The sequence below is a fragment of the Pelagibacterium nitratireducens genome, assembly GCF_037044555.1.
Classification (GTDB): domain Bacteria; phylum Pseudomonadota; class Alphaproteobacteria; order Rhizobiales; family Devosiaceae; genus Pelagibacterium; species Pelagibacterium nitratireducens.
The window spans coordinates 2,549,443-2,566,315 of sequence record NZ_CP146275.1; the positions used below are offsets into that span (position 1 = coordinate 2,549,443).

General features: G+C 60.3%; 16 protein-coding genes. 4 read left to right on the forward strand and 12 right to left on the reverse strand.

The features are described 5' to 3' along the window. Window positions 1-86: 86 nt before the first annotated feature. From V6617_RS12590 to V6617_RS12620, 7 genes are all read right to left on the reverse strand, one after another. Entirely contained in the window at window positions 87-1,454 is a 1,368-nt protein-coding gene (locus V6617_RS12590) for an amidase (protein WP_338607305.1), read from the reverse strand. Further along, a complete protein-coding gene (locus V6617_RS12595; protein WP_338607306.1) occupies window positions 1,451-1,645 on the reverse strand; it encodes a hypothetical protein in 195 nt (64 codons plus the stop codon). The genes V6617_RS12590 and V6617_RS12595 overlap by 4 nt, the downstream gene beginning before the upstream one ends. Next, the gene (locus V6617_RS12600) at window positions 1,642-2,721 is read right to left on the reverse strand and encodes a sn-glycerol-3-phosphate ABC transporter ATP-binding protein UgpC (protein WP_338607307.1); all 1,080 of its coding nucleotides are present in this window, start codon (window positions 2,719-2,721) and stop codon (window positions 1,642-1,644) included. The genes V6617_RS12595 and V6617_RS12600 overlap by 4 nt, the downstream gene beginning before the upstream one ends. 9 nt (window positions 2,722-2,730) lie before the next feature. Further along, on the reverse strand, window positions 2,731-3,618 hold the full coding sequence (locus V6617_RS12605) for a carbohydrate ABC transporter permease (protein WP_338607308.1): 888 nt from the start codon (window positions 3,616-3,618) through the stop codon (window positions 2,731-2,733). A 13-nt stretch (window positions 3,619-3,631) separates the two neighbouring features. Further along, window positions 3,632-4,660 (reverse strand): sugar ABC transporter permease, encoded by a 1,029-nt coding sequence (locus V6617_RS12610; RefSeq protein WP_338607309.1) that lies wholly within the window; start codon window positions 4,658-4,660, stop codon window positions 3,632-3,634. A gap of 82 nt (window positions 4,661-4,742) precedes the next feature. Further along, a complete protein-coding gene (locus V6617_RS12615) occupies window positions 4,743-5,984 on the reverse strand; it encodes an ABC transporter substrate-binding protein (RefSeq protein ID WP_338607310.1) in 1,242 nt (413 codons plus the stop codon). Window positions 5,985-6,277: 293 nt separating this feature from the next. Continuing rightward, a complete protein-coding gene (locus V6617_RS12620; RefSeq protein ID WP_338610716.1) occupies window positions 6,278-8,131 on the reverse strand; it encodes a sigma 54-interacting transcriptional regulator in 1,854 nt (617 codons plus the stop codon). A 212-nt stretch (window positions 8,132-8,343) separates the two neighbouring features. Here V6617_RS12620 and V6617_RS12625 point away from each other — a divergent pair, with 212 nt between their 5' ends. From V6617_RS12625 to cynS, 4 genes are read left to right on the forward strand one after another with little or no spacing between them, the layout of a single operon-like run. After that, window positions 8,344-9,717, forward strand: a complete 1,374-nt coding sequence (locus V6617_RS12625; protein WP_422394831.1) for a CmpA/NrtA family ABC transporter substrate-binding protein — start codon at window positions 8,344-8,346, stop codon at window positions 9,715-9,717. A 4-nt stretch (window positions 9,718-9,721) separates the two neighbouring features. Beyond that, window positions 9,722-10,552: a nitrate ABC transporter permease gene (gene ntrB, locus V6617_RS12630; RefSeq protein ID WP_338607311.1), complete on the forward strand. Its 831-nt coding sequence runs from the start codon at window positions 9,722-9,724 to the stop codon at window positions 10,550-10,552. Window positions 10,553-10,561: 9 nt separating this feature from the next. Beyond that, window positions 10,562-11,482, forward strand: coding sequence for an ABC transporter ATP-binding protein (locus V6617_RS12635; RefSeq protein WP_338607312.1), 921 nt, complete (start codon window positions 10,562-10,564; stop codon window positions 11,480-11,482). A 33-nt stretch (window positions 11,483-11,515) separates the two neighbouring features. Beyond that, entirely contained in the window at window positions 11,516-11,956 is a 441-nt protein-coding gene (gene cynS / locus V6617_RS12640) for a cyanase (RefSeq protein ID WP_338607313.1), read from the forward strand. A 91-nt stretch (window positions 11,957-12,047) separates the two neighbouring features. On the opposite strand, the gene V6617_RS12645 is transcribed toward cynS, so the two are convergent. The 5 genes from V6617_RS12645 to V6617_RS12665 are packed head-to-tail and all read right to left on the reverse strand — an operon-like array spanning window position 12,048 to window position 16,809. After that, the gene (locus V6617_RS12645) at window positions 12,048-12,869 is read right to left on the reverse strand and encodes a sulfite exporter TauE/SafE family protein (RefSeq protein ID WP_338607314.1); all 822 of its coding nucleotides are present in this window, start codon (window positions 12,867-12,869) and stop codon (window positions 12,048-12,050) included. Window positions 12,870-12,897: 28 nt separating this feature from the next. Next, the gene (locus V6617_RS12650) at window positions 12,898-13,776 is read right to left on the reverse strand and encodes an ABC transporter permease (RefSeq protein WP_338607315.1); all 879 of its coding nucleotides are present in this window, start codon (window positions 13,774-13,776) and stop codon (window positions 12,898-12,900) included. Window positions 13,777-13,779: 3 nt separating this feature from the next. After that, entirely contained in the window at window positions 13,780-14,721 is a 942-nt protein-coding gene (locus V6617_RS12655) for an ABC transporter permease (protein ID WP_338607316.1), read from the reverse strand. After that, entirely contained in the window at window positions 14,718-15,830 is a 1,113-nt protein-coding gene (locus V6617_RS12660; protein WP_338607317.1) for a dipeptide ABC transporter ATP-binding protein, read from the reverse strand. Before V6617_RS12660 ends, V6617_RS12655 begins: the two co-directional genes overlap by 4 nt. After that, window positions 15,823-16,809, reverse strand: a complete 987-nt coding sequence (locus tag V6617_RS12665; protein ID WP_422394832.1) for an ABC transporter ATP-binding protein — start codon at window positions 16,807-16,809, stop codon at window positions 15,823-15,825. The genes V6617_RS12660 and V6617_RS12665 overlap by 8 nt, the downstream gene beginning before the upstream one ends. Between the last annotated feature and the right edge of the window lie 64 nt (window positions 16,810-16,873).

Genomic DNA, 16,873 nt, shown 5'->3' on the forward strand with positions numbered 1-16,873 from the left:
CTTACTCCTCTTGATTGACCTTTACGGCTTACGCACAATTTTTGCATACGTATGCAAATATGTAAAGCCGCGATCTCGATTTTCCCTCACACGGTGTCCGCCGCATGCGGTGGCTGCTGGGCGGAAAAATCGCTGGCGCGCTCGAAAGCCGCGCCGATCCGGCATAAAAGCGCCTCGGAATACGCCGGCCCCGCAATCTGCAGACCGATGGGCAGACCGTCCACAAAACCTGAAGGAATGCTGATGGCGGGGTGACCGGTGACATTGAAGGCAATGGTGCGCATCGGGGTCCACACGGCCGAATCGCCCCTGAAGGCCGCAAGTGCCGGTGCGGGCGTAAGCGTGGTCGGCGCGATCAGTGCATCGCAGCGGGCGAAAACCTCATCGTTGAGGGCCCGTTTGAGGCGCGATGCGGCGCGGGTGGCAACCGCAAGATCGTCCTTGTCCAAACTGGCTCCGGCAATCAGGGTGCGAAAGGCTTTCGTGCCGAACTTTTCGGACTGGCGTGCGAGCCGCTCTCGGTGCAGGGCAAACGCTTGGGCATGAAGAATAGCGGCACCGGCCGCTTCAAACACGCCATAGGGCGGCATTTCGACTTCGACGACTCTGGCCCCGAGCATCGATAGAAGCGAGGCTGCGGCATCGATGGCGCCCAGCACGCCCGAATCTGTCTGCGGGTCGGAGGCGAACCAGTCCCGCGCATAGCCGATGGTCAGGTCCGCAAGGTTTGTTTCGTGCCTCGTATCAGGTTGGCTGCTGTGGTCGAGCGCGGCCATTGCCAGGCCCGCTTCGGCTGCGCTGGCTGCAAGAATGCCGACATGATCGAGGCTGGAAGACAGAGGAAAGACACCCCGTTCGGCGACAAGCCCGAAGGTGGGCTTGAGCCCGACGATGCCGCAATATGAGGCCGGGCTGCGCACCGAGCCGCCGGTGTCGGTGCCGATGGCGATCCGCACCAGACCTGCCGCCACCGCCGCCGCACTGCCTGAAGATGAGCCACCTGTTATCCGCTCGAGATTCCAGGGATTGCGCGCGGGAGGAAATGGGGTGTCGAAACTCGGGCCAACCGTTGCAAATTCGTAGGTGGCGACCTTACCCAGGATGATCGCACCTGCCTTCTTGAGATTCTCCACACAGGTGGCGTCGGCCTCCGGCGTATGATCGGCGTAAAGTGCGGAACCATATCGGGTAGGGAAGTCGGCGGTATCGACCATATCCTTGATCGCCACCGGAATGCCGTGCAGAGGGCCGTGATCCACGCCCGACGCGAAATCGGCATCGGCTTTGCGGGCGGCAGCGCGGACTGCCGCGTCGTTGCGTGCAACAAACGCGTTGATGGCCCCATCACGGGCGTCAATCCGCGCCAGATGCGCTTCGATCAGGTCCTGAGCGCTCAATTGTCCGGCGCGCAGACGGGCGCCTGCGGTTTCGATGTCGAAGTCGGCGGGATTCATGGCGATGTCTTGCTGTTCGGCGCTTTCCCGTCGGCCTCGTAGCGTTCGAGCAGGCCGATGCCTTCTGCCAGCCAAAGCGCGGTCTGATAGCTCGCCTCGCGGTTATCGGAACCGGCTTCGATCCCCGCGGCGGCGAGAGACCTGGCAAAGGCTTCGACCTCCAGCGGAGCTCCGGCGGGTTTTTCACTCACGACGCGGTCCGGGTAAGAGCCCCTCGCGCGGTGATCCGGGCACCGGTTTCGGAATCGAACAGATGGCATATCTCCGTCGGAATCGTTGCCGACACGCTATCGCCGATCTCGGCGCGGAAATCCTTGGCCGTCTTGACCGAAACCAGTTCACCGGCGACCCGCATCGATATCATGGTCGCGTCCCCCAAAAGTTCGATGGAATAGATGGGGGCGGTGATCTCCCCCTCCCCCTCGTTCATGGCGGCGTCCTCGGCGCGGAAGCCCAGCGTCACCTTGCCCGAAAGCTCGGGATCGAACCCGGCCACCTTGATGTTTTTCGCGGTGAAGGTGCCTTGCGATATTTCCCCCGGCACCAGATTCATGGCCGGAGAACCGATAAAGCCGGCAACGAAGGTGTTGGCGGGGTTGTCGTAGATTTCGGTGGGCGTGCCCACCTGCTGGACGACACCCTTGTTCATGACCACAACGCGATCGGCCAGCGTCATGGCTTCGATCTGGTCGTGGGTAACATAGATGGTGGTGGTTTTGAGCGTGTGGTGCAGGTTCTTGATCTGGGCGCGGGTCGAAACACGCAGCTTGGCATCGAGATTGGACAGCGGCTCGTCCATCAAAAACGCGTTGGGTTCACGCACGATGGCGCGGGCGAGGGCTACACGCTGGCGCTGGCCGCCCGAAAGGGCCGCGGGGCGCCGGTCGAGAAAATCGGTCAGTTCCACCATTTCGGCGGCACGCATCACCCGCTCGTCGTGCTGGTCGCGCGGCACCTTTCGCACCCTCAAGGGAAAGCGGATGTTCTCGTAAACGCTCATGTTGGGATAGAGCCCATAGCTCTGGAACACCATTGAGATATCACGATCCTTGGGCTCGAGCCTGTTGACCATCTTGTCGCCAAGCCAGATTTCGCCCTCGGTGACCGTTTCCAGCCCGGCGATCATGCGCATGGTCGTGGTCTTGCCACAGCCCGAGGGGCCGAGAAGCACCAGGAATTCCTGATCGGCGATATCGAGGTTGAAATTGTCGACGCCGACAAAGCTGTCCCAGCGCTTGGAAAGATTTTTGAGGCGGATTTGAGCCATGTCTGGACCCTAACCTTTTACCGCGCCGGCGGTCAGGCCGCTGACGATCTGGCGTTGGAAGAAAAGAACGAGCAGGAACAGGGGAGCCGTTGCCGAAACCACGGCGGCCACCGCGAACATGATGGTGCCCTCGTCCTGGATCGAACCGAGGAAGCTGGCGATCTTGGGGACCATTGTCTGGTTGTTCTGGTTGAGCAGCATGGCCGTCACCGCAAAGTCGTTATAGGCCAGAAGGAAGCTGAACAGACCCGTTGTGATCACGCCCGGCCACATGACAGGAATGACCACCAGTCGAAACGCCTGAAACCGGGTGCAGCCATCGACCATAGCGCTTTCGTCGAGATCTTTGGGGATCGAAAGAAAGAACGAATGCAGCATCCAGAGGGTAAATGGCTGGTTGATCGCCACGAGCACGATGATCGAGGTGGGAAGAACACCCCAGATATTGAGCTCAAAGAACGGCAGCAGATAGCCCGAAACCAGTGTGATGTGGGGCATGGCGCGAAAAACCAGCGCCGCGATCAGGATCCAGAAGGTATATTTGTAGCCCGAGCGGGCCAGCGCATAGCCCCCAAGTGTGCCCAGCGTCAGCGAGATGGCGGTAACCGAGACCGTCACGATTGCGGTATTGACCACCGCCTGACCGAAGCCTCGGGTGATCCAGGCGCCGAAATAACCGTCGGTGGTGAACGCCGAGCCGGTCTGGATCTGGGTCCAGGTGCCCATGATCGCGTTCCACCAACTCTGGCGGGAGAAGAAGTCGGCTTCGACCTTGAGCGATCCCCAGGCCGTCCACAGGAAGGGAAAAGCGGCGACCACCAGCCACACGATCACGAACGTCGTGGACAGAATGGCCAGGGTTGCGGGGCGCTTGTGCGGCTGGCTTGTCGGTGTCATTTCGGTTGGTCCCTTACGCCTTGTGCTTGAAGTCGCGCCAGGTGCGGATCAGCACCGGGGTGAGAAGGATAACCACACCGATGATGGTGAGGATGGAAGTGGCCGCGGCAGACCCGAAAAGCTGGGCGCCCTGCCCGCGCAGATCGTTAAATACCAGCCAGCTCAGCGAGGTGGCGTTGGCCTCCGAGGAGAAGCCGACGATGGGCTCGAAGACCCGGAAATTGTCCATCAACTGCACGAGCGCAACGAAGGTCGCGAGCGGGATCAGATGCGGGATGATCACGAAACGCACCCGCTCCCAGCGGTTGGCACCATCGATCATTGCCGACTCGAGCGTATCGGCCGGAACCGTCTGCAACCCGGCGTAAAAGACCACAAACGAGAACGGTGCGGTGCTCCAGACGCCATAAACGATCAGCGTCACCCAGGTCAGGGCCGGAGAGGCCCGCAGCGAAAGATCGGGATCGTTGAAGATGGCCTGCAAGGTCGCCCCGATCACCCCTTGGGAGTTGATCATCCAAAACAGGATGATCGAGCCCACGAGCGGGGTGACGATCATGGGCAGGAGCGAAAAGAAGATCACCGGTCCCTTGAGCAGTGCAGGAATGGCGTTGATGGCCAGGGCGATGAAGAACCCCAGAACGATGGCGATCGGGGTAACGATGAAGGTATAGGTGAGCGTAAAGGCGAGCGCCTTGTAAAAGGGCAGATTGTAGAGCTGGCCAAGGAAATCGCCGAGACCGTTGCTGCTGGACAGTATCTGACCAAGCTGATCGAAGGCAAGGTGGCTGCGATTGGTGAAATTCTGCAAACCCACGAACCGCCCCAGGGGCTCATTCTCGTTGAGTTCGGCTGTCGCCTGGGCATCCACGCGCAACTCGGTTGTGCACCCGAACGGGCCGCAATTTTCGACCTCGACGAGCACCTGTTCGTGCTGGGCATAAACCGCCTGCACGATAACCGAGCCGATCGGCACCACGATGAACAGAATCATCGCGATCAGCGAGGGCAGGATAAAGGCAATAAAAGTCCTGTGCGGCACGGGTCACCCCTCCATCAACGCTGCGGGACCGGGGAGGAAGCGCTTTTCGGGGCGCTTCCTCGATTTTAGGGCTTATGCGGGATTAAAGGAAACCCGCTTCCTGCGCGGCGGAGCGATAGGCAGCCTCGACGTCCGCCAGAGCCTGTTCCGCACCTTCCTCGCCCTGCATGAACTGGGCAAGTTCGGCACCGAGCGCGGTGTGCATCAACTCCATATAGGGTGCCATCGGATAGGCCCGGGCACCCGCATTGGCGGTGGCCATCACCCCCACCGCGGTTTCGCCCGGCTCAACGCCGGCGGCCAGCCATGTCGCGGCAGTGGGATTGGCAGCTGCCACCTCAGGGCTTGCTCCGTACAGCATCGCCTGGAAGGAGGCAGCGGCATCCTCATCGGAAATGTTCTTGGCAATGGCAAAGCCATCCCACCACAGGGCGACGGCGGGAATATCGTTTCCACCGACCGTAGGGGCCGCGGCCAGAACGGTGTTGGACGTGACCTCCTCGTCGGGGCCGCCGAGGATGCCGCCGGCCATGGAGCCCCACTGGTTCATCATGGCGATCTGGCCGCCATCATAGAGGGCCTTGAGCTCGTTGGAGTTGAGCGTCATGTATTCGGACGTCATGTATTCAGTGAGCGCCTTCATCATATCGAGAGCGGCGATGCCCTGTTCATTGTTGACAGCCGGCTCTGCCGAACCGGGTTCAAAAAACTCTCCGCCATAGCCGAGATACATGTCGACAAATTCATTGCCCAGATACCAGCCGGCCATGTTGGCCGCGCCAAGCGGGTTCTCCATGATCCCTTGGGAGCGCAGTGTTTCGGCAGCTTCGATCATCTCCTCATAGGAGGTCGGCGGCTCGATGCCGGCTTCTTCGAGAATATCCTGGCGATAATAGGTGTGGAGCGAGTTGCCCATGAACGCGATCGCCATGATCTGCCCGTCAACCCGTATCAACTGGTTTGGCGCGAGATCCTGACCGTATTGTGCGACAAGATCATCGAGCGGACGCACAAGACCGTCATTGAGCAGCGGCACGAGCGAATTGTTGGCGATCACGGCCACTGTGTATTCGGCCGGATCGATCGAGAGCGCGGGCACCTGAATGTTTTTATGTTCGGTCGTCTGGTTCTTTGTGATGGTGACCGTGTCCGATGCGCATTCCTCTGCGGCGGCAGCTATGATGCGCAGCGCTTCAAAATCGTTGGAGAGGATGCGGACAGAGCCCGACTCGATGCCGCAATCGGCAAAGGCGGCGGTCGACATCAGCGTAAAAAGCGCGGTGGCGCCAAGGGCGGCCGGCACGAGTTGCTTGAGAGTTTTCATTGGTCCCTTCCTTTATGTCCCTGCGTATGCCTACCCACTCAAGGCACCGACTTTTTTGCTTCCGGCAAGGTCCCACCCTTTTGCGCCTTCGGCAGAAAGTCGTCTCGCATACGTATGCATGCAGGTTTTGCATTCGTATGCAAAATAGCTAAACACATATTTGTCGGGCGCGCAAGTGAGCTGTTTACGGCTGAAAACACGACCATGGAAACTCCCCTTCCCCTCGGAAACCTCGGGCCAATTGGCCATGGATGGTCGCCTGAATACACGCAAAGCCATGCAACGGTTGCCGGCTACAGGCCGAGCGCCTTGATTCTGGAATAGAGCGTTGTTGGCTTCACGCCGAGCAGTTCGGCGGCGCCGCTCTTACCTGCGACACGTCCCTGGGCCGCTTTGAGTGCCCGGCGGATGTTGTCGCGTTCGAGCACCATGAACTGATCCCGGGTGAGGATACCCGTATGACCGGCATCGGGCTGCAGGGTTGGCATGTTTCTCTCGGGCAAGGGCGGCCTGTCACTCAAGGCAAATTGCAGGCGTCCGTTCCGCGCAAGGATCGCGGCGCGCTCGATGAGGTTTTGCAGCTCACGGGCATTGCCGGGCCAGCTATAGGCCATGAGATCGGCGATATTGGCGCGGGTGAGCATGGGCAAGGAGATATTGAGCCGGGCGCAGGCGATTTTGAGGAAATGGTCGGCGAGCACGGGAATGTCGTCCTTGCGCTCACGCAATGGCACGCATTCGATGGGAAAGACGTTGAGCCGGAAATAAAGGTCCTCGCGAAATTCGCCCTTTGAAACCTCGCGCTCCAGATCCCGGTTGGTGGCTGCGATGACGCGGACATCGACTTCGCGGGTTGCCTCCTCGCCCAGCCTCTCGAAGCGGCGGTCCTGCAAGACGCGCAACAGTTTCGATTGCAGATCGAGCGGAATTTCTCCAACCTCGTCGAGAAATATCGTGCCCCCGTCAGCCAGTTCGAAGCGCCCGATCCGGTCGCGAAGCGCGCCCGTAAAGGCGCCCCTGGCATGGCCGAAAAACTCGCTTTCGAACAGCTCGCGCGGAATGGCCGCGCAGTTGACGCGGATCAGCGGTCTGTCCGAGCGCCGCGACGCCTGATGGATTGCGCGCGCCACCAGTTCCTTGCCGGTCCCGCTTTCGCCGGTGATGAGCACATTGGCCTCGGTCGGGGCGACGAGGTCGATCTGCTTTAAAATCCTGCGGATCGGCGCAGTCGAGCCGATGATGTCGTAGTGATTTGCCTGAGACAGGATTTCTTCCTGCAGATAGGCATTCTCCATCTCCAGACGTTCGCGCAGGCGTGCATTCTCGGCCATGGCCTCGCGCAGTTTTGCTTCGTTTTCCTTGCGCTGGGAGATATCGCGAAAGACGATCACCGCCCCGACCAGGGCCCCATTGTCCTCTATCGGCGTGGAGGTGTATTCGACGCGCAGCGACGTGCCGTCCTTGCGCCAGAAGCACTCGTCTTCGACCGTGTTGACAGTGCCGTTTCGGAAGGCGCCGTAGATGGGACAGTCGGACGCGTGATAGTGCGAGCCGTCCGGGTGTTTGTAGTGAACCATGTCGTGCATGTTCATGCCGACAAGATCCTCCGCCGCCCAGCCCAGCATCTTCTGGGCCGCCGGATTGACGAAGGTGGTGACCCCATCGGCATTGACCCCGAAAATGCCCTCGCCGGCCGCCGCAAGGATGAGCTGGTTTTCCCGTTCGATCTCACGGAAGAACCGCTCGGCCCGGCGCCATTCCTCCAGCCCCTGGCGATGATAATCGTTTGCTTCCTGATGGATGGTACGGCGACGGCGCTGTTCAAGAGAGGCGATGGTGATCATCACCAACGGACCATCGGCAGTCTCGATGGCCACCAGCTGATGCTCGATGGCCTCTGCTGTTTCGCTGCCGTCAGGCAGCAGGTCGCTGGCATAGTGGCAGCCATGCTCGAGCGCAGCCTCGGTGGCGACATGCAATTGAGGGATACAGGCGCCGTAAAGTGATCGCATCGCCCCCTCACCCGGCCGATCGAGCCGGGCACCGAACAAGGCGCGTGCCGCCGGATTGGCAAAGAGCAGCCTGTCGCGCATCGGGTCCACGACCAGAATGGGATCGGGCTTGCCCGAAATAAGAGCCTCGAGCATCTCCGTCACAACACACCCCTTTGCGCTAAAATAGAGCACGAAATATCGTAATGCGATTACGAAGCGCCGTAAAATACGATTTTTCGTAACACTCCCCTGGATGTCCTGCAAGCCAAAAACCCCGGAACCGGGGCGGTCTGGCGGTATGGCACACCGATTGCAATGAACCCGGCAACGGCAAAAGTCAGCAACCACAGGGGAATGGCATGACGATCAAAAGCTTGGGCAACCCGTTCGACGGCAAGACCGATCTTAGGCACACCAAGGGCTGTGGATGCGCCGACTGCAAGAGCGGCGCATCGACCACCGCACGCGAAGACATGTCCAGCGACGCGATGATGGAGCGGGTGATCGAGAGCGCCATCGTGCGCTCCACTTTCGGGCATCGCGATATTTCCCGGCGCAGCTTTGCCTCCATGCTCGGCGCGTCGACCCTGGCAGCCGCGTTCGCTTCGGTGCTGCCCATCGACAAGGTCAAGGCGGCAATTCTCGATGAGATCGGAACGCCCGAGAAAACCGACCTGCGGGTCGGCTTTGTACCCATTACCTGCGCAACGCCGATCATCATGGCCGAGCCCATGGGCTTTTACGAACGCTATGGCCTCAACGTCGAGGTGGTGAAGACCTCAAGCTGGGCGATCGCTCGCGACATGTCGCTTTCTGGTGAATACGACGCCTCGCACATGCTCACGCCCATGCCGCTGGCGATCACCCTGGGTGCGGGGTCGACGGCCGCGCCGTTCCTGATGCCGGCGGTTGAAAACATCAACGGCCAGGCCATCGTCCTGCGCAACGACCACAAGGACAAGAACGACGATCCCTCGGTCTGGAAGGGCATGACCTTCGGGGTACCGTTTGAATATTCCATGCACAACTTCCTGCTGCGCTACTATGTGGCCGAACACGGCCTGGACCCCGATCGCGACATCCAGATCCGCGTGGTCCCGCCCCCCGAAATGGTTGCCAACCTCTCGGCGGGCAATCTGGACGGCTACCTCTCCCCCGACCCGTTCAACCAGCGCGCCGTCTGGGAGAACGCCGGGTTCATCCACAAGCTCACCAAGGACATCTGGGAAGGTCATCCGTGCTGCGCGTTCGCGTGCTCAGCCGAGTTCGCCCAGACCATGCCCAACACCTATGGCAATCTGTTGCGCGCCATTGTCGATGCCACACAGTACGCAAGCGCATCGGAAAACCGGGTGGAAATTTCCGAGGCCATCGCGCCGACCAATTATCTCAACCAGCCGGTCGAAGTCATCCAGCAGGTTCTCACCGGGCGCTATGCCGACGGATTGGGCTCCGTCCAGGACGTGCCCGACCGCATCGATTTCGACCCCTTCCCCTGGCACTCGATGGGCGTGTGGATTCTCACCCAGATGAAGCGCTGGGGCTATATCGAGGGCGATGTCGACTATCGCACCGTCGCCGAGCAGGTCTATCTCGCCTCCGACTGCGCGGCTGTGATGCGCGATCTGGGCCTGACCCCGCCCGAAGAGACCTACAAATCGCATGTCATCATGGGCAAGACCTTCGATCCGGCCGAACCGGAAGCCTATGTCGACAGCTTTGCCATCAAGCGGAGCTAATTCCATGACGCTATCGCTCAATATCAAGGCGATGCTGGTGTCGGTGGCCATACTGATCGTGTGGCTGGGGGTCTGGGAGATTGCCACGCCCCGGGCCACCGCTGTTGGCGAGATGACCGAATATGAAATGCTGATGGGTGGCGGCGCGCCCAAAGCCGGCATTCCCGCGCCATCGGAAATCATCGCCAAGGCCGTCGAGGAGCTCTCCAATCCGTTCTATGACGCAGGGCCCAACGACAAGGGCATCGGCATCCAGATCGGCTATTCGCTGTTTCGCGTTCTCGCCGGCTATTTTCTCGCCGCACTGATTGCCCTGCCCGTCGGGTTTCTGATCGGGATGAGCCCGCTCATGCACAAGGCGCTCGATCCTTACATCCAGGTCCTGCGGCCCATTTCCCCGCTGGCCTGGATGCCGCTGGCCCTGTTTCTCATTCGTGACAGCCAGGCCTCGGCCATCTTCGTGATCTTTATCTGCTCGATCTGGCCGATGCTGATCAATACGGCCTTTGGAGTGGCCGGGGTGCGCAAGGACTGGGTCAATGTGGCCCGCACTCACGAGCTCGGGCCCTTGCGCACCGCGTTCCAGGTCATCCTCCCCGCGGCGGCGCCCACCATCGTAACAGGCATGCGGATTTCGATCGGCATTGCCTGGCTGGTGATCGTGGCCGCCGAGATGCTCGTGGGGGGAACCGGCATCGGGTATTATGTGTGGAACGAGTGGAACAACCTCGATCTCACCTCAGTGATTTTCTCGATCCTGACCATCGGCGTCGTCGGCATGCTGCTCGACGCCGCCTTCGGTCAGCTTCAGCGCGCCGTGCGCTATCAGGAATAGGAGAGCGGCATGGACAAACCATTTCTCGAAATCGACGGATTGGCCAAGCGTTTCCCCAATCCAAAAGGCGAAGACCTTACCGTCTTCGAGAACGTCAACTTCGATATCGACAAGGGCGAATTCGTCTGCATCATCGGCCATTCAGGGTGCGGAAAATCGACGATCCTGAATGTTCTCGCAGGGCTGGACGAGCCGACCGAGGGCGCGGTGACCATGGATGGCAAGGAGGTCTCCGGACCGAGTCTTGATCGCGGCATCGTCTTCCAGAACTATTCGCTCCTGCCCTGGATGAGCGCCATCAAAAACGTCGCCTTCGGGGTCAAGGCGCGCAATCCCAAATGGAGCCGGGCGCGGGTTTATGACCATGCCAAGACATTTCTCGACATGGTCGGCCTCAAGGATGGTGCCGAACACAGAAAGCCGGCCCAGCTTTCGGGCGGCATGCGCCAGCGCGTTTCGATTGCCCGCGCCTTTGCGATCGAGCCCAAACTGCTCTTGCTCGACGAGCCCTTCGGGGCGCTCGATGCCCTGACCCGCGGCACGATCCAGGACGAGTTGATCCGCATCTGGCAGGGCACCAACCAGACCGTGTTCATGATCACCCATGACGTGGACGAGGCGATCCTTCTGGCCGACCGCATCCTTTTGATGAGCAATGGCCCAAAAGCGCAGGTTGCCGAAAGCGTCGTCGTGGACATCGAGCGGCCGCGGCGCCGCGCCGAAATCATCCATGATCCCGCCTACTACAAGATCCGCAACCATCTGGTCGATTTCCTCTCCACCCGTTCGGCGCAGATCGCTCTTGGCGAGGGAAGTGCGGACGCCATGGCCCGGCCACGCACGGTCAACCCGGCGCGCGAAGGATCGCCCGACCCCGCCGACGACAGCGACCGCCCCGCCGGCAGACCCCGGCTGGTTGCCAATGCCTGACCATTTCAACAGCCAAGAAAAAGGAACAAACCGATGAACAAGGCTGATGTTACCGACATGATCCTCGAAAAGAAGCGCGCCACGGGGATCACCTGGGGGGAAATTGCCGAAGGGATCGGCATGTCGGATGTGTTTACGACCTCCGCGTGCCTGGGCATGAATGCCTTCCCGCGCGAAAAAGCCGATATCCTCGCCCGCAATCTGGGGCTTCCACAGGAGGCCGCCGTGGTGCTGGCCGAGTATCCGACCAAGGTTTTCAGCCAGTCTGTGCCGACCGATCCGGCAATCTACCGGCTATATGAGATCGTCGGCGTCTATGGCGACACGATCAAGGAATTGATCAACGAGAAGGCCGGCAACGGCATAATGAGCGCCATCGATTTCGAGATGAGCGTGGAAAAGGTGCCCAACCCCAAGGGCGACCGCATCGAGCTCAAGATTTCCGGAAAGTATCTCGAATACAAATCCTGGTGACGCTCAAACGGAGCCTTCGGGCTCCGCCATCACCCTAGCAAATCATTTTACCCCTACCCTCTCGCCTCCGCATCACGGCATCGCAGGTCGCTCAAGCGGTCAGCATCCGCAGGGCCGTGATGAACAGGAACACCGCAAATGCAATCTTGAGCATGCTTGGATTGAGGGCGTGTGCCAGTCTGACCCCAAAGGGTGCCATCAAATAGCTCACCGGAGCAATGATCATCACTGCGGCTAAATTGACATAGCCCAAGCTCAATGGCGGCCGGCCGGCAACATCCCAACCGCTCCAGACAAAGCCCAGAACACCGGGCACGGCAATCAAAAGGCCCATGGCCGCTGCCGTGCCGACGGCTCTGTGCACGGCGAAGGAAAATGCGCTCAGTGTTGGAACAGTCAACGTCCCGCCACCGATCCCCATCAGTGAAGAAATCAAGCCGATAACCACCGCAATCGTGCGGTTGGCAAGTTTGGATCCTGGCAGCGACTGGGCAATCACGAGCGTCTTGGGAATGGCCATGTTGATGGCAACGACAATCGCGACACTGCCGAAGACCAGCCGAAGACCGTCACCCGGTATGACCTTGGAAAGCAGGCCACCGATCAGTGCGCCCAGAACGATCGCAGGGCCCCACAGCTTGAGCAGAGACACATCTATCGTACCGCGCCTGGCATGCGCGCGCATGGAGGAGATCGATGTTGGAATGATGGTGGCCAGAGACGTCGCCACCGCCAGGTGACTGGAGATGTCGGGAGGGAAATCGAGAATGGTCAGGACCCAGAACAGCGCCGGCACCACCACGATGCCACCGCCAACGCCCAAAAGTCCGGCAAGAATGCCGCCGAAACAGCCCGTGGCCAGCAGTCCTGCGACCAGCGCAAGGATCGTGGGCACGTCGAGTTCGAAATTCATGTGGATGTCTCGATTTCAGGAAAATTTTCTATGATTTCGATCGAGGATCGAGAGCGTCACGGAGGCCGTCGCCGAGCAGGTTGAAGGACAGCACGGTGATAAAAATGATCATGCCGGGCCAAAGAGCCATCCATGGCGCGTTTGAAAGAAAGCGCTGCGCGCTGTTGAGCATGGAGCCCCAGGATGGTGCCGGCGGCTGCTGCCCCAGGCCGAGAAATGACATGCTTGCTTCGGCGATGATTGCCGTTGCGATCGTGATCGTCGTTTGTACGAGGAGCTGCGGCAGGATGTTGGGCAGCACGTGCCGCAGGGCCACGCGCCAGCCTGGGTTCCCAACAGAACGGGCAGCCTCGACATATTCCTCCGAGCGCAGAGACAGAACCTGCCCGCGTGTAAGCCTGATGAACAGTGGGGTGGCCGTGATGCCGATCGCTAACATGGCGTTGGTGAGGCTCGGTCCCAGAAAGGCGGCAAACGCAATCGCCAGTATGAGAAAGGGGCACGCAAGCATGGCATCGGTGAACCGGCTGATCAGTCCGTCCACGAACCCACCCACAAAGCCTGCTGCCAAACCAAGCGGCACACCCAGTGCGATGGCGATACTCACCGAAATCACGCCCGCCATCAGTGATGCCCTTGCCCCGAAAACCAGGCGCGAAAAGATATCCCGGCCGCTCTCGTCGGTCCCCAGCCAAAATTGTGCAGACGGGGCCTGACGAACGGCCGTCCAGCTCTGGGCTGCCGGATCATAGGGCGCCAGAAGCGGCGCAAAGATCGCGACCAGGACCACGATGGCTACCACCACCAGACCAAAAACCGCACTCTTGCTCTTGGAGAATCGGCGCCAGACGCGGCTTTCCAAAAGCCGGGAGAACGGTATGGCGGGAAGGGCTTGGGTTTGAGCCATGGTTCAGTTCCTAAGCCTGGGATTGGCAAGAATATAGCCAATATCGGCAAGCAGATTGAGCAAGACATAGAACAGGGCCGTGATGAGCACGACGCCCTGCACAACCGCATAATCGCGCGTGAACACGGCATCGACGATCAGCTTGCCGAACCCGGGAATGGCAAAAATCTGCTCGGTCAGAACGGCACCGGAAAGCAGGGATCCGAATTCGAGCGCACCAAGCGTGATAATCGGGGTCAGGGCATTACGCATGGCGTGCTTGATCACCACGACCGAAGGCGCCAGCCCTTTCGCCCTTGCCGTGCGGACATAGTCGCTCTCGAGCGCCTGGATCATGGCCGATCGCGTATGACGCATGATGACGCCGGCAATCGCGGTCCCGAGGACGAAGGCGGGCATGACGGTCGTTGCAAGGCTCATCTGCCAGTTGACGAATGGGCTTACATAGCCCGAAGCCGGCAGCCAGCGCAGATAGATCGAAAAGAACAGGATGAGCATGATGCCCAACCAGAAATTGGGTATGGATATGCCGGCCAGCGAGACGATGTTGGCCACATAATCGGTTTTCGTGTTACGGCGCACCGCGGAAACAATTCCACCCAAAACGCCCAGGACAAGGGCCAGGATGATCCCCATGACCGCCAGTTGAAGCGTGACCGGCAGCTTTTGCACGATCAGCGTGGTCACGGGCAGGTTATGACGCATCGACATTCCCAGGTCGCCCGTCATGACACCGCCAACCCAGTAAAAATACTGCATGAAGATTGGCTGATCGAGGCCATAGCGCGCCCGAATGGCCGCCACGGTTTCAGGGTCGGGATTTTCCCCCGCCAGGGCCAGCGCCGGATCGCCGGGCAGCAGATGCTGGAGAGAAAAAATGATCAGCGACAGGATAAAGATGGTGGGCACGAGCTGAAGCAGGCGCCGTCCGAGCAGTTTGATCATGGCGTCGGCTCCCTCGCGGCCAACGGCCTGGAGAACGCCGCGAAAAGCCTTTCAAGCCTTGGATCGGAAGCGGTGCTCTTGGGCAGGAGATCATCGGCGGGTGGCAATTCCCGCCAGAAGGCGCATGCATTAGCGTGACCATCGGGTTCTGCCTCGAGTGTCATCGAAACTTCGCTGCATTGGGGCCGCGCATGCGGACAACGCGTGTGAAGCCGGCACCCGGAGGGCGGATCGATCGGGCTGGGCAGATCACCCGAAAGTGCATGCGCGCGGCCGTGCTGCTTTCGATCCGGCGTTGCCACCGGAATGGCCGAAAGCAAGGCCCTTGTATAAGGATGCCGAGGGGAAGCGAAAATCTTGTCCGTCTCCCCGACCTCAACCAGCTTTCCCAGATACATGACGGCAACCCGGTCCGAGATGTGTTTGACCACGCTCAGGTCATGGGAAATGAAGACATAGGCCAGTCCGAGCCGCTTCTGGAGGGACTTGAGAAGATTGAGAACCTGCGCCTGGATCGAAACGTCCAGCGCCGATACCGCCTCGTCGCAAACCAGTATCTTGGGTTCGGATGCAAGAGCGCGGGCAATCACGACCCGCTGGCGCTGCCCGCCGGAAAATTCATGGGGGAACCGGTGGGCATGCTCACGGCGCAGACCGACCATTTCGAGGAGTTCGCCGACACGTGTCATGCGCTCCGCTGGCGGCACTATGTGATGCAACATCAGCGGCTCGGCGACGGTCTGCCCGATCGTCATCCGCGGATTGAGCGATGCATACGGGTCCTGGAAAACGAGCTGGATCTTGCTGCGCAGCGCCAGTATTTCGCGCGCGTTAAGGCTCGTGATATCGGTGCCATCAAGAATGACGGTTCCGGCGCTGGGTTCGATCAGGCGCATGAGCATGCGCCCGATGGTGGACTTTCCGCAACCCGATTCGCCCACGATCGCCAACGTTTCTCCTGCCGCAAGCGAAAGCGAGACGCCATCCACTGCGCTTACGCGCGCGAGCGGGCGACCGAAAACCGAACGTTTGACCGTAAAGTGCTTTTCGAGATTGGAGGCGGTCAGGACCGGATCTGCCACAATTTCCGCAATAGGCTGGCTATGCATCGGCGAGTTCCTCAAGCGGTGCGCGCCAGCAGCGGCTTGAATGACCATCGGCAATTTCGCGCAAGGGCGGCATCTGGGCGCATTTTTCGATGCGGAACGGGCAACGCGACTGAAAGCGACATCCGTCCGGAGGATTTGTCATATCGGGCACACTGCCGCTGATGGCCACGAGTTCATCGCGATCTTCATCAAGTCTGGGCAACGAGCCGAGCAGACCAATCGTATAAGGATGCTGGGGGAATCTGAAAATCTGCTCCACCGCCCCCCCTTCTACCACCTGGCCGGCATACATGACGATCACGTCATCGCAGGTTTCGGCAACAACGCCCAGATCGTGCGTAATGAGTACGATCGCGGTGCCGGTCGTGGTCTTGAGATCATCGAGAAGCGCCAGAATCTGGGCCTGAATGGTCACATCGAGCGCTGTTGTCGGTTCATCGGCGATCAGTACTTCTGGCTCGCACGCCAGAGCGATCGCGATCATGACACGCTGCCGCATGCCGCCGGACAGGTTATGGGGAAACTGCCGCGCGCGCGTTTCAGGCGAGGGCATGCGCACCATGCGCAGCATCTCGACTGCGCGGTCCCAGGCTTCTTTTCTTGAAATCTGACGATGGCGCAGGATCGTCTCGGCAATCTGATCGCCGACTGTGTAGGAGGGGTTGAGCGAAGTCATCGGCTCCTGAAAGATCATGGAGATCCGATTGCCCCTGAGGTTTCGCATGTCCGGCTCGCTGATCTCAAGGAGATCGCGCCCGTCGAAGGTAATTGCACCCGATATCCTGGCACTCTCGGCCGGTAACAACCGCATGACTGCAAGCGAGGTGACGCTTTTTCCGCTGCCGGACTCGCCCACCACGCCAAGGCTGCGCCCCTTGCCGAGAGAAAAGCTGACCCCGTCGACCGCGGTTGTGACAGTTCGATCGCCCTTGAAAGCGACGCAAAGGTTTTCCACCGTCAAAACCGCGTCCGTGGGCACGCCGGCCCGGAGAGTCCGGGCCGGCGGCTCATGGGAGAGCGGTGGATGCTTTTCGTCCATCGCC

Excerpts from the sequence above, each read along its gene's own strand:
- V6617_RS12590 (WP_338607305.1), bottom strand. The coding sequence starts at position 1,454 with ATGAATCCCGCCGACTTCGACATCGAAACCGCAGGCGCCCGTCTGCGC.
- V6617_RS12600 (WP_338607307.1), bottom strand. The coding sequence starts at position 2,721 with ATGGCTCAAATCCGCCTCAAAAATCTTTCCAAGCGCTGGGACAGCTTT.
- V6617_RS12605 (WP_338607308.1), bottom strand. The coding sequence starts at position 3,618 with ATGACACCGACAAGCCAGCCGCACAAGCGCCCCGCAACCCTGGCCATT.
- V6617_RS12615 (WP_338607310.1), bottom strand. The coding sequence starts at position 5,984 with ATGAAAACTCTCAAGCAACTCGTGCCGGCCGCCCTTGGCGCCACCGCG.
- V6617_RS12620 (WP_338610716.1), bottom strand. The coding sequence starts at position 8,131 with ATGCTCGAGGCTCTTATTTCGGGCAAGCCCGATCCCATTCTGGTCGTG.
- ntrB (WP_338607311.1), top strand. The coding sequence starts at position 9,722 with ATGACGCTATCGCTCAATATCAAGGCGATGCTGGTGTCGGTGGCCATA.
- V6617_RS12635 (WP_338607312.1), top strand. The coding sequence starts at position 10,562 with ATGGACAAACCATTTCTCGAAATCGACGGATTGGCCAAGCGTTTCCCC.
- cynS (WP_338607313.1), top strand. The coding sequence starts at position 11,516 with ATGAACAAGGCTGATGTTACCGACATGATCCTCGAAAAGAAGCGCGCC.
- V6617_RS12645 (WP_338607314.1), bottom strand. The coding sequence starts at position 12,869 with ATGAATTTCGAACTCGACGTGCCCACGATCCTTGCGCTGGTCGCAGGA.
- V6617_RS12650 (WP_338607315.1), bottom strand. The coding sequence starts at position 13,776 with ATGGCTCAAACCCAAGCCCTTCCCGCCATACCGTTCTCCCGGCTTTTG.
- V6617_RS12655 (WP_338607316.1), bottom strand. The coding sequence starts at position 14,721 with ATGATCAAACTGCTCGGACGGCGCCTGCTTCAGCTCGTGCCCACCATC.
- V6617_RS12660 (WP_338607317.1), bottom strand. The coding sequence starts at position 15,830 with ATGCATAGCCAGCCTATTGCGGAAATTGTGGCAGATCCGGTCCTGACC.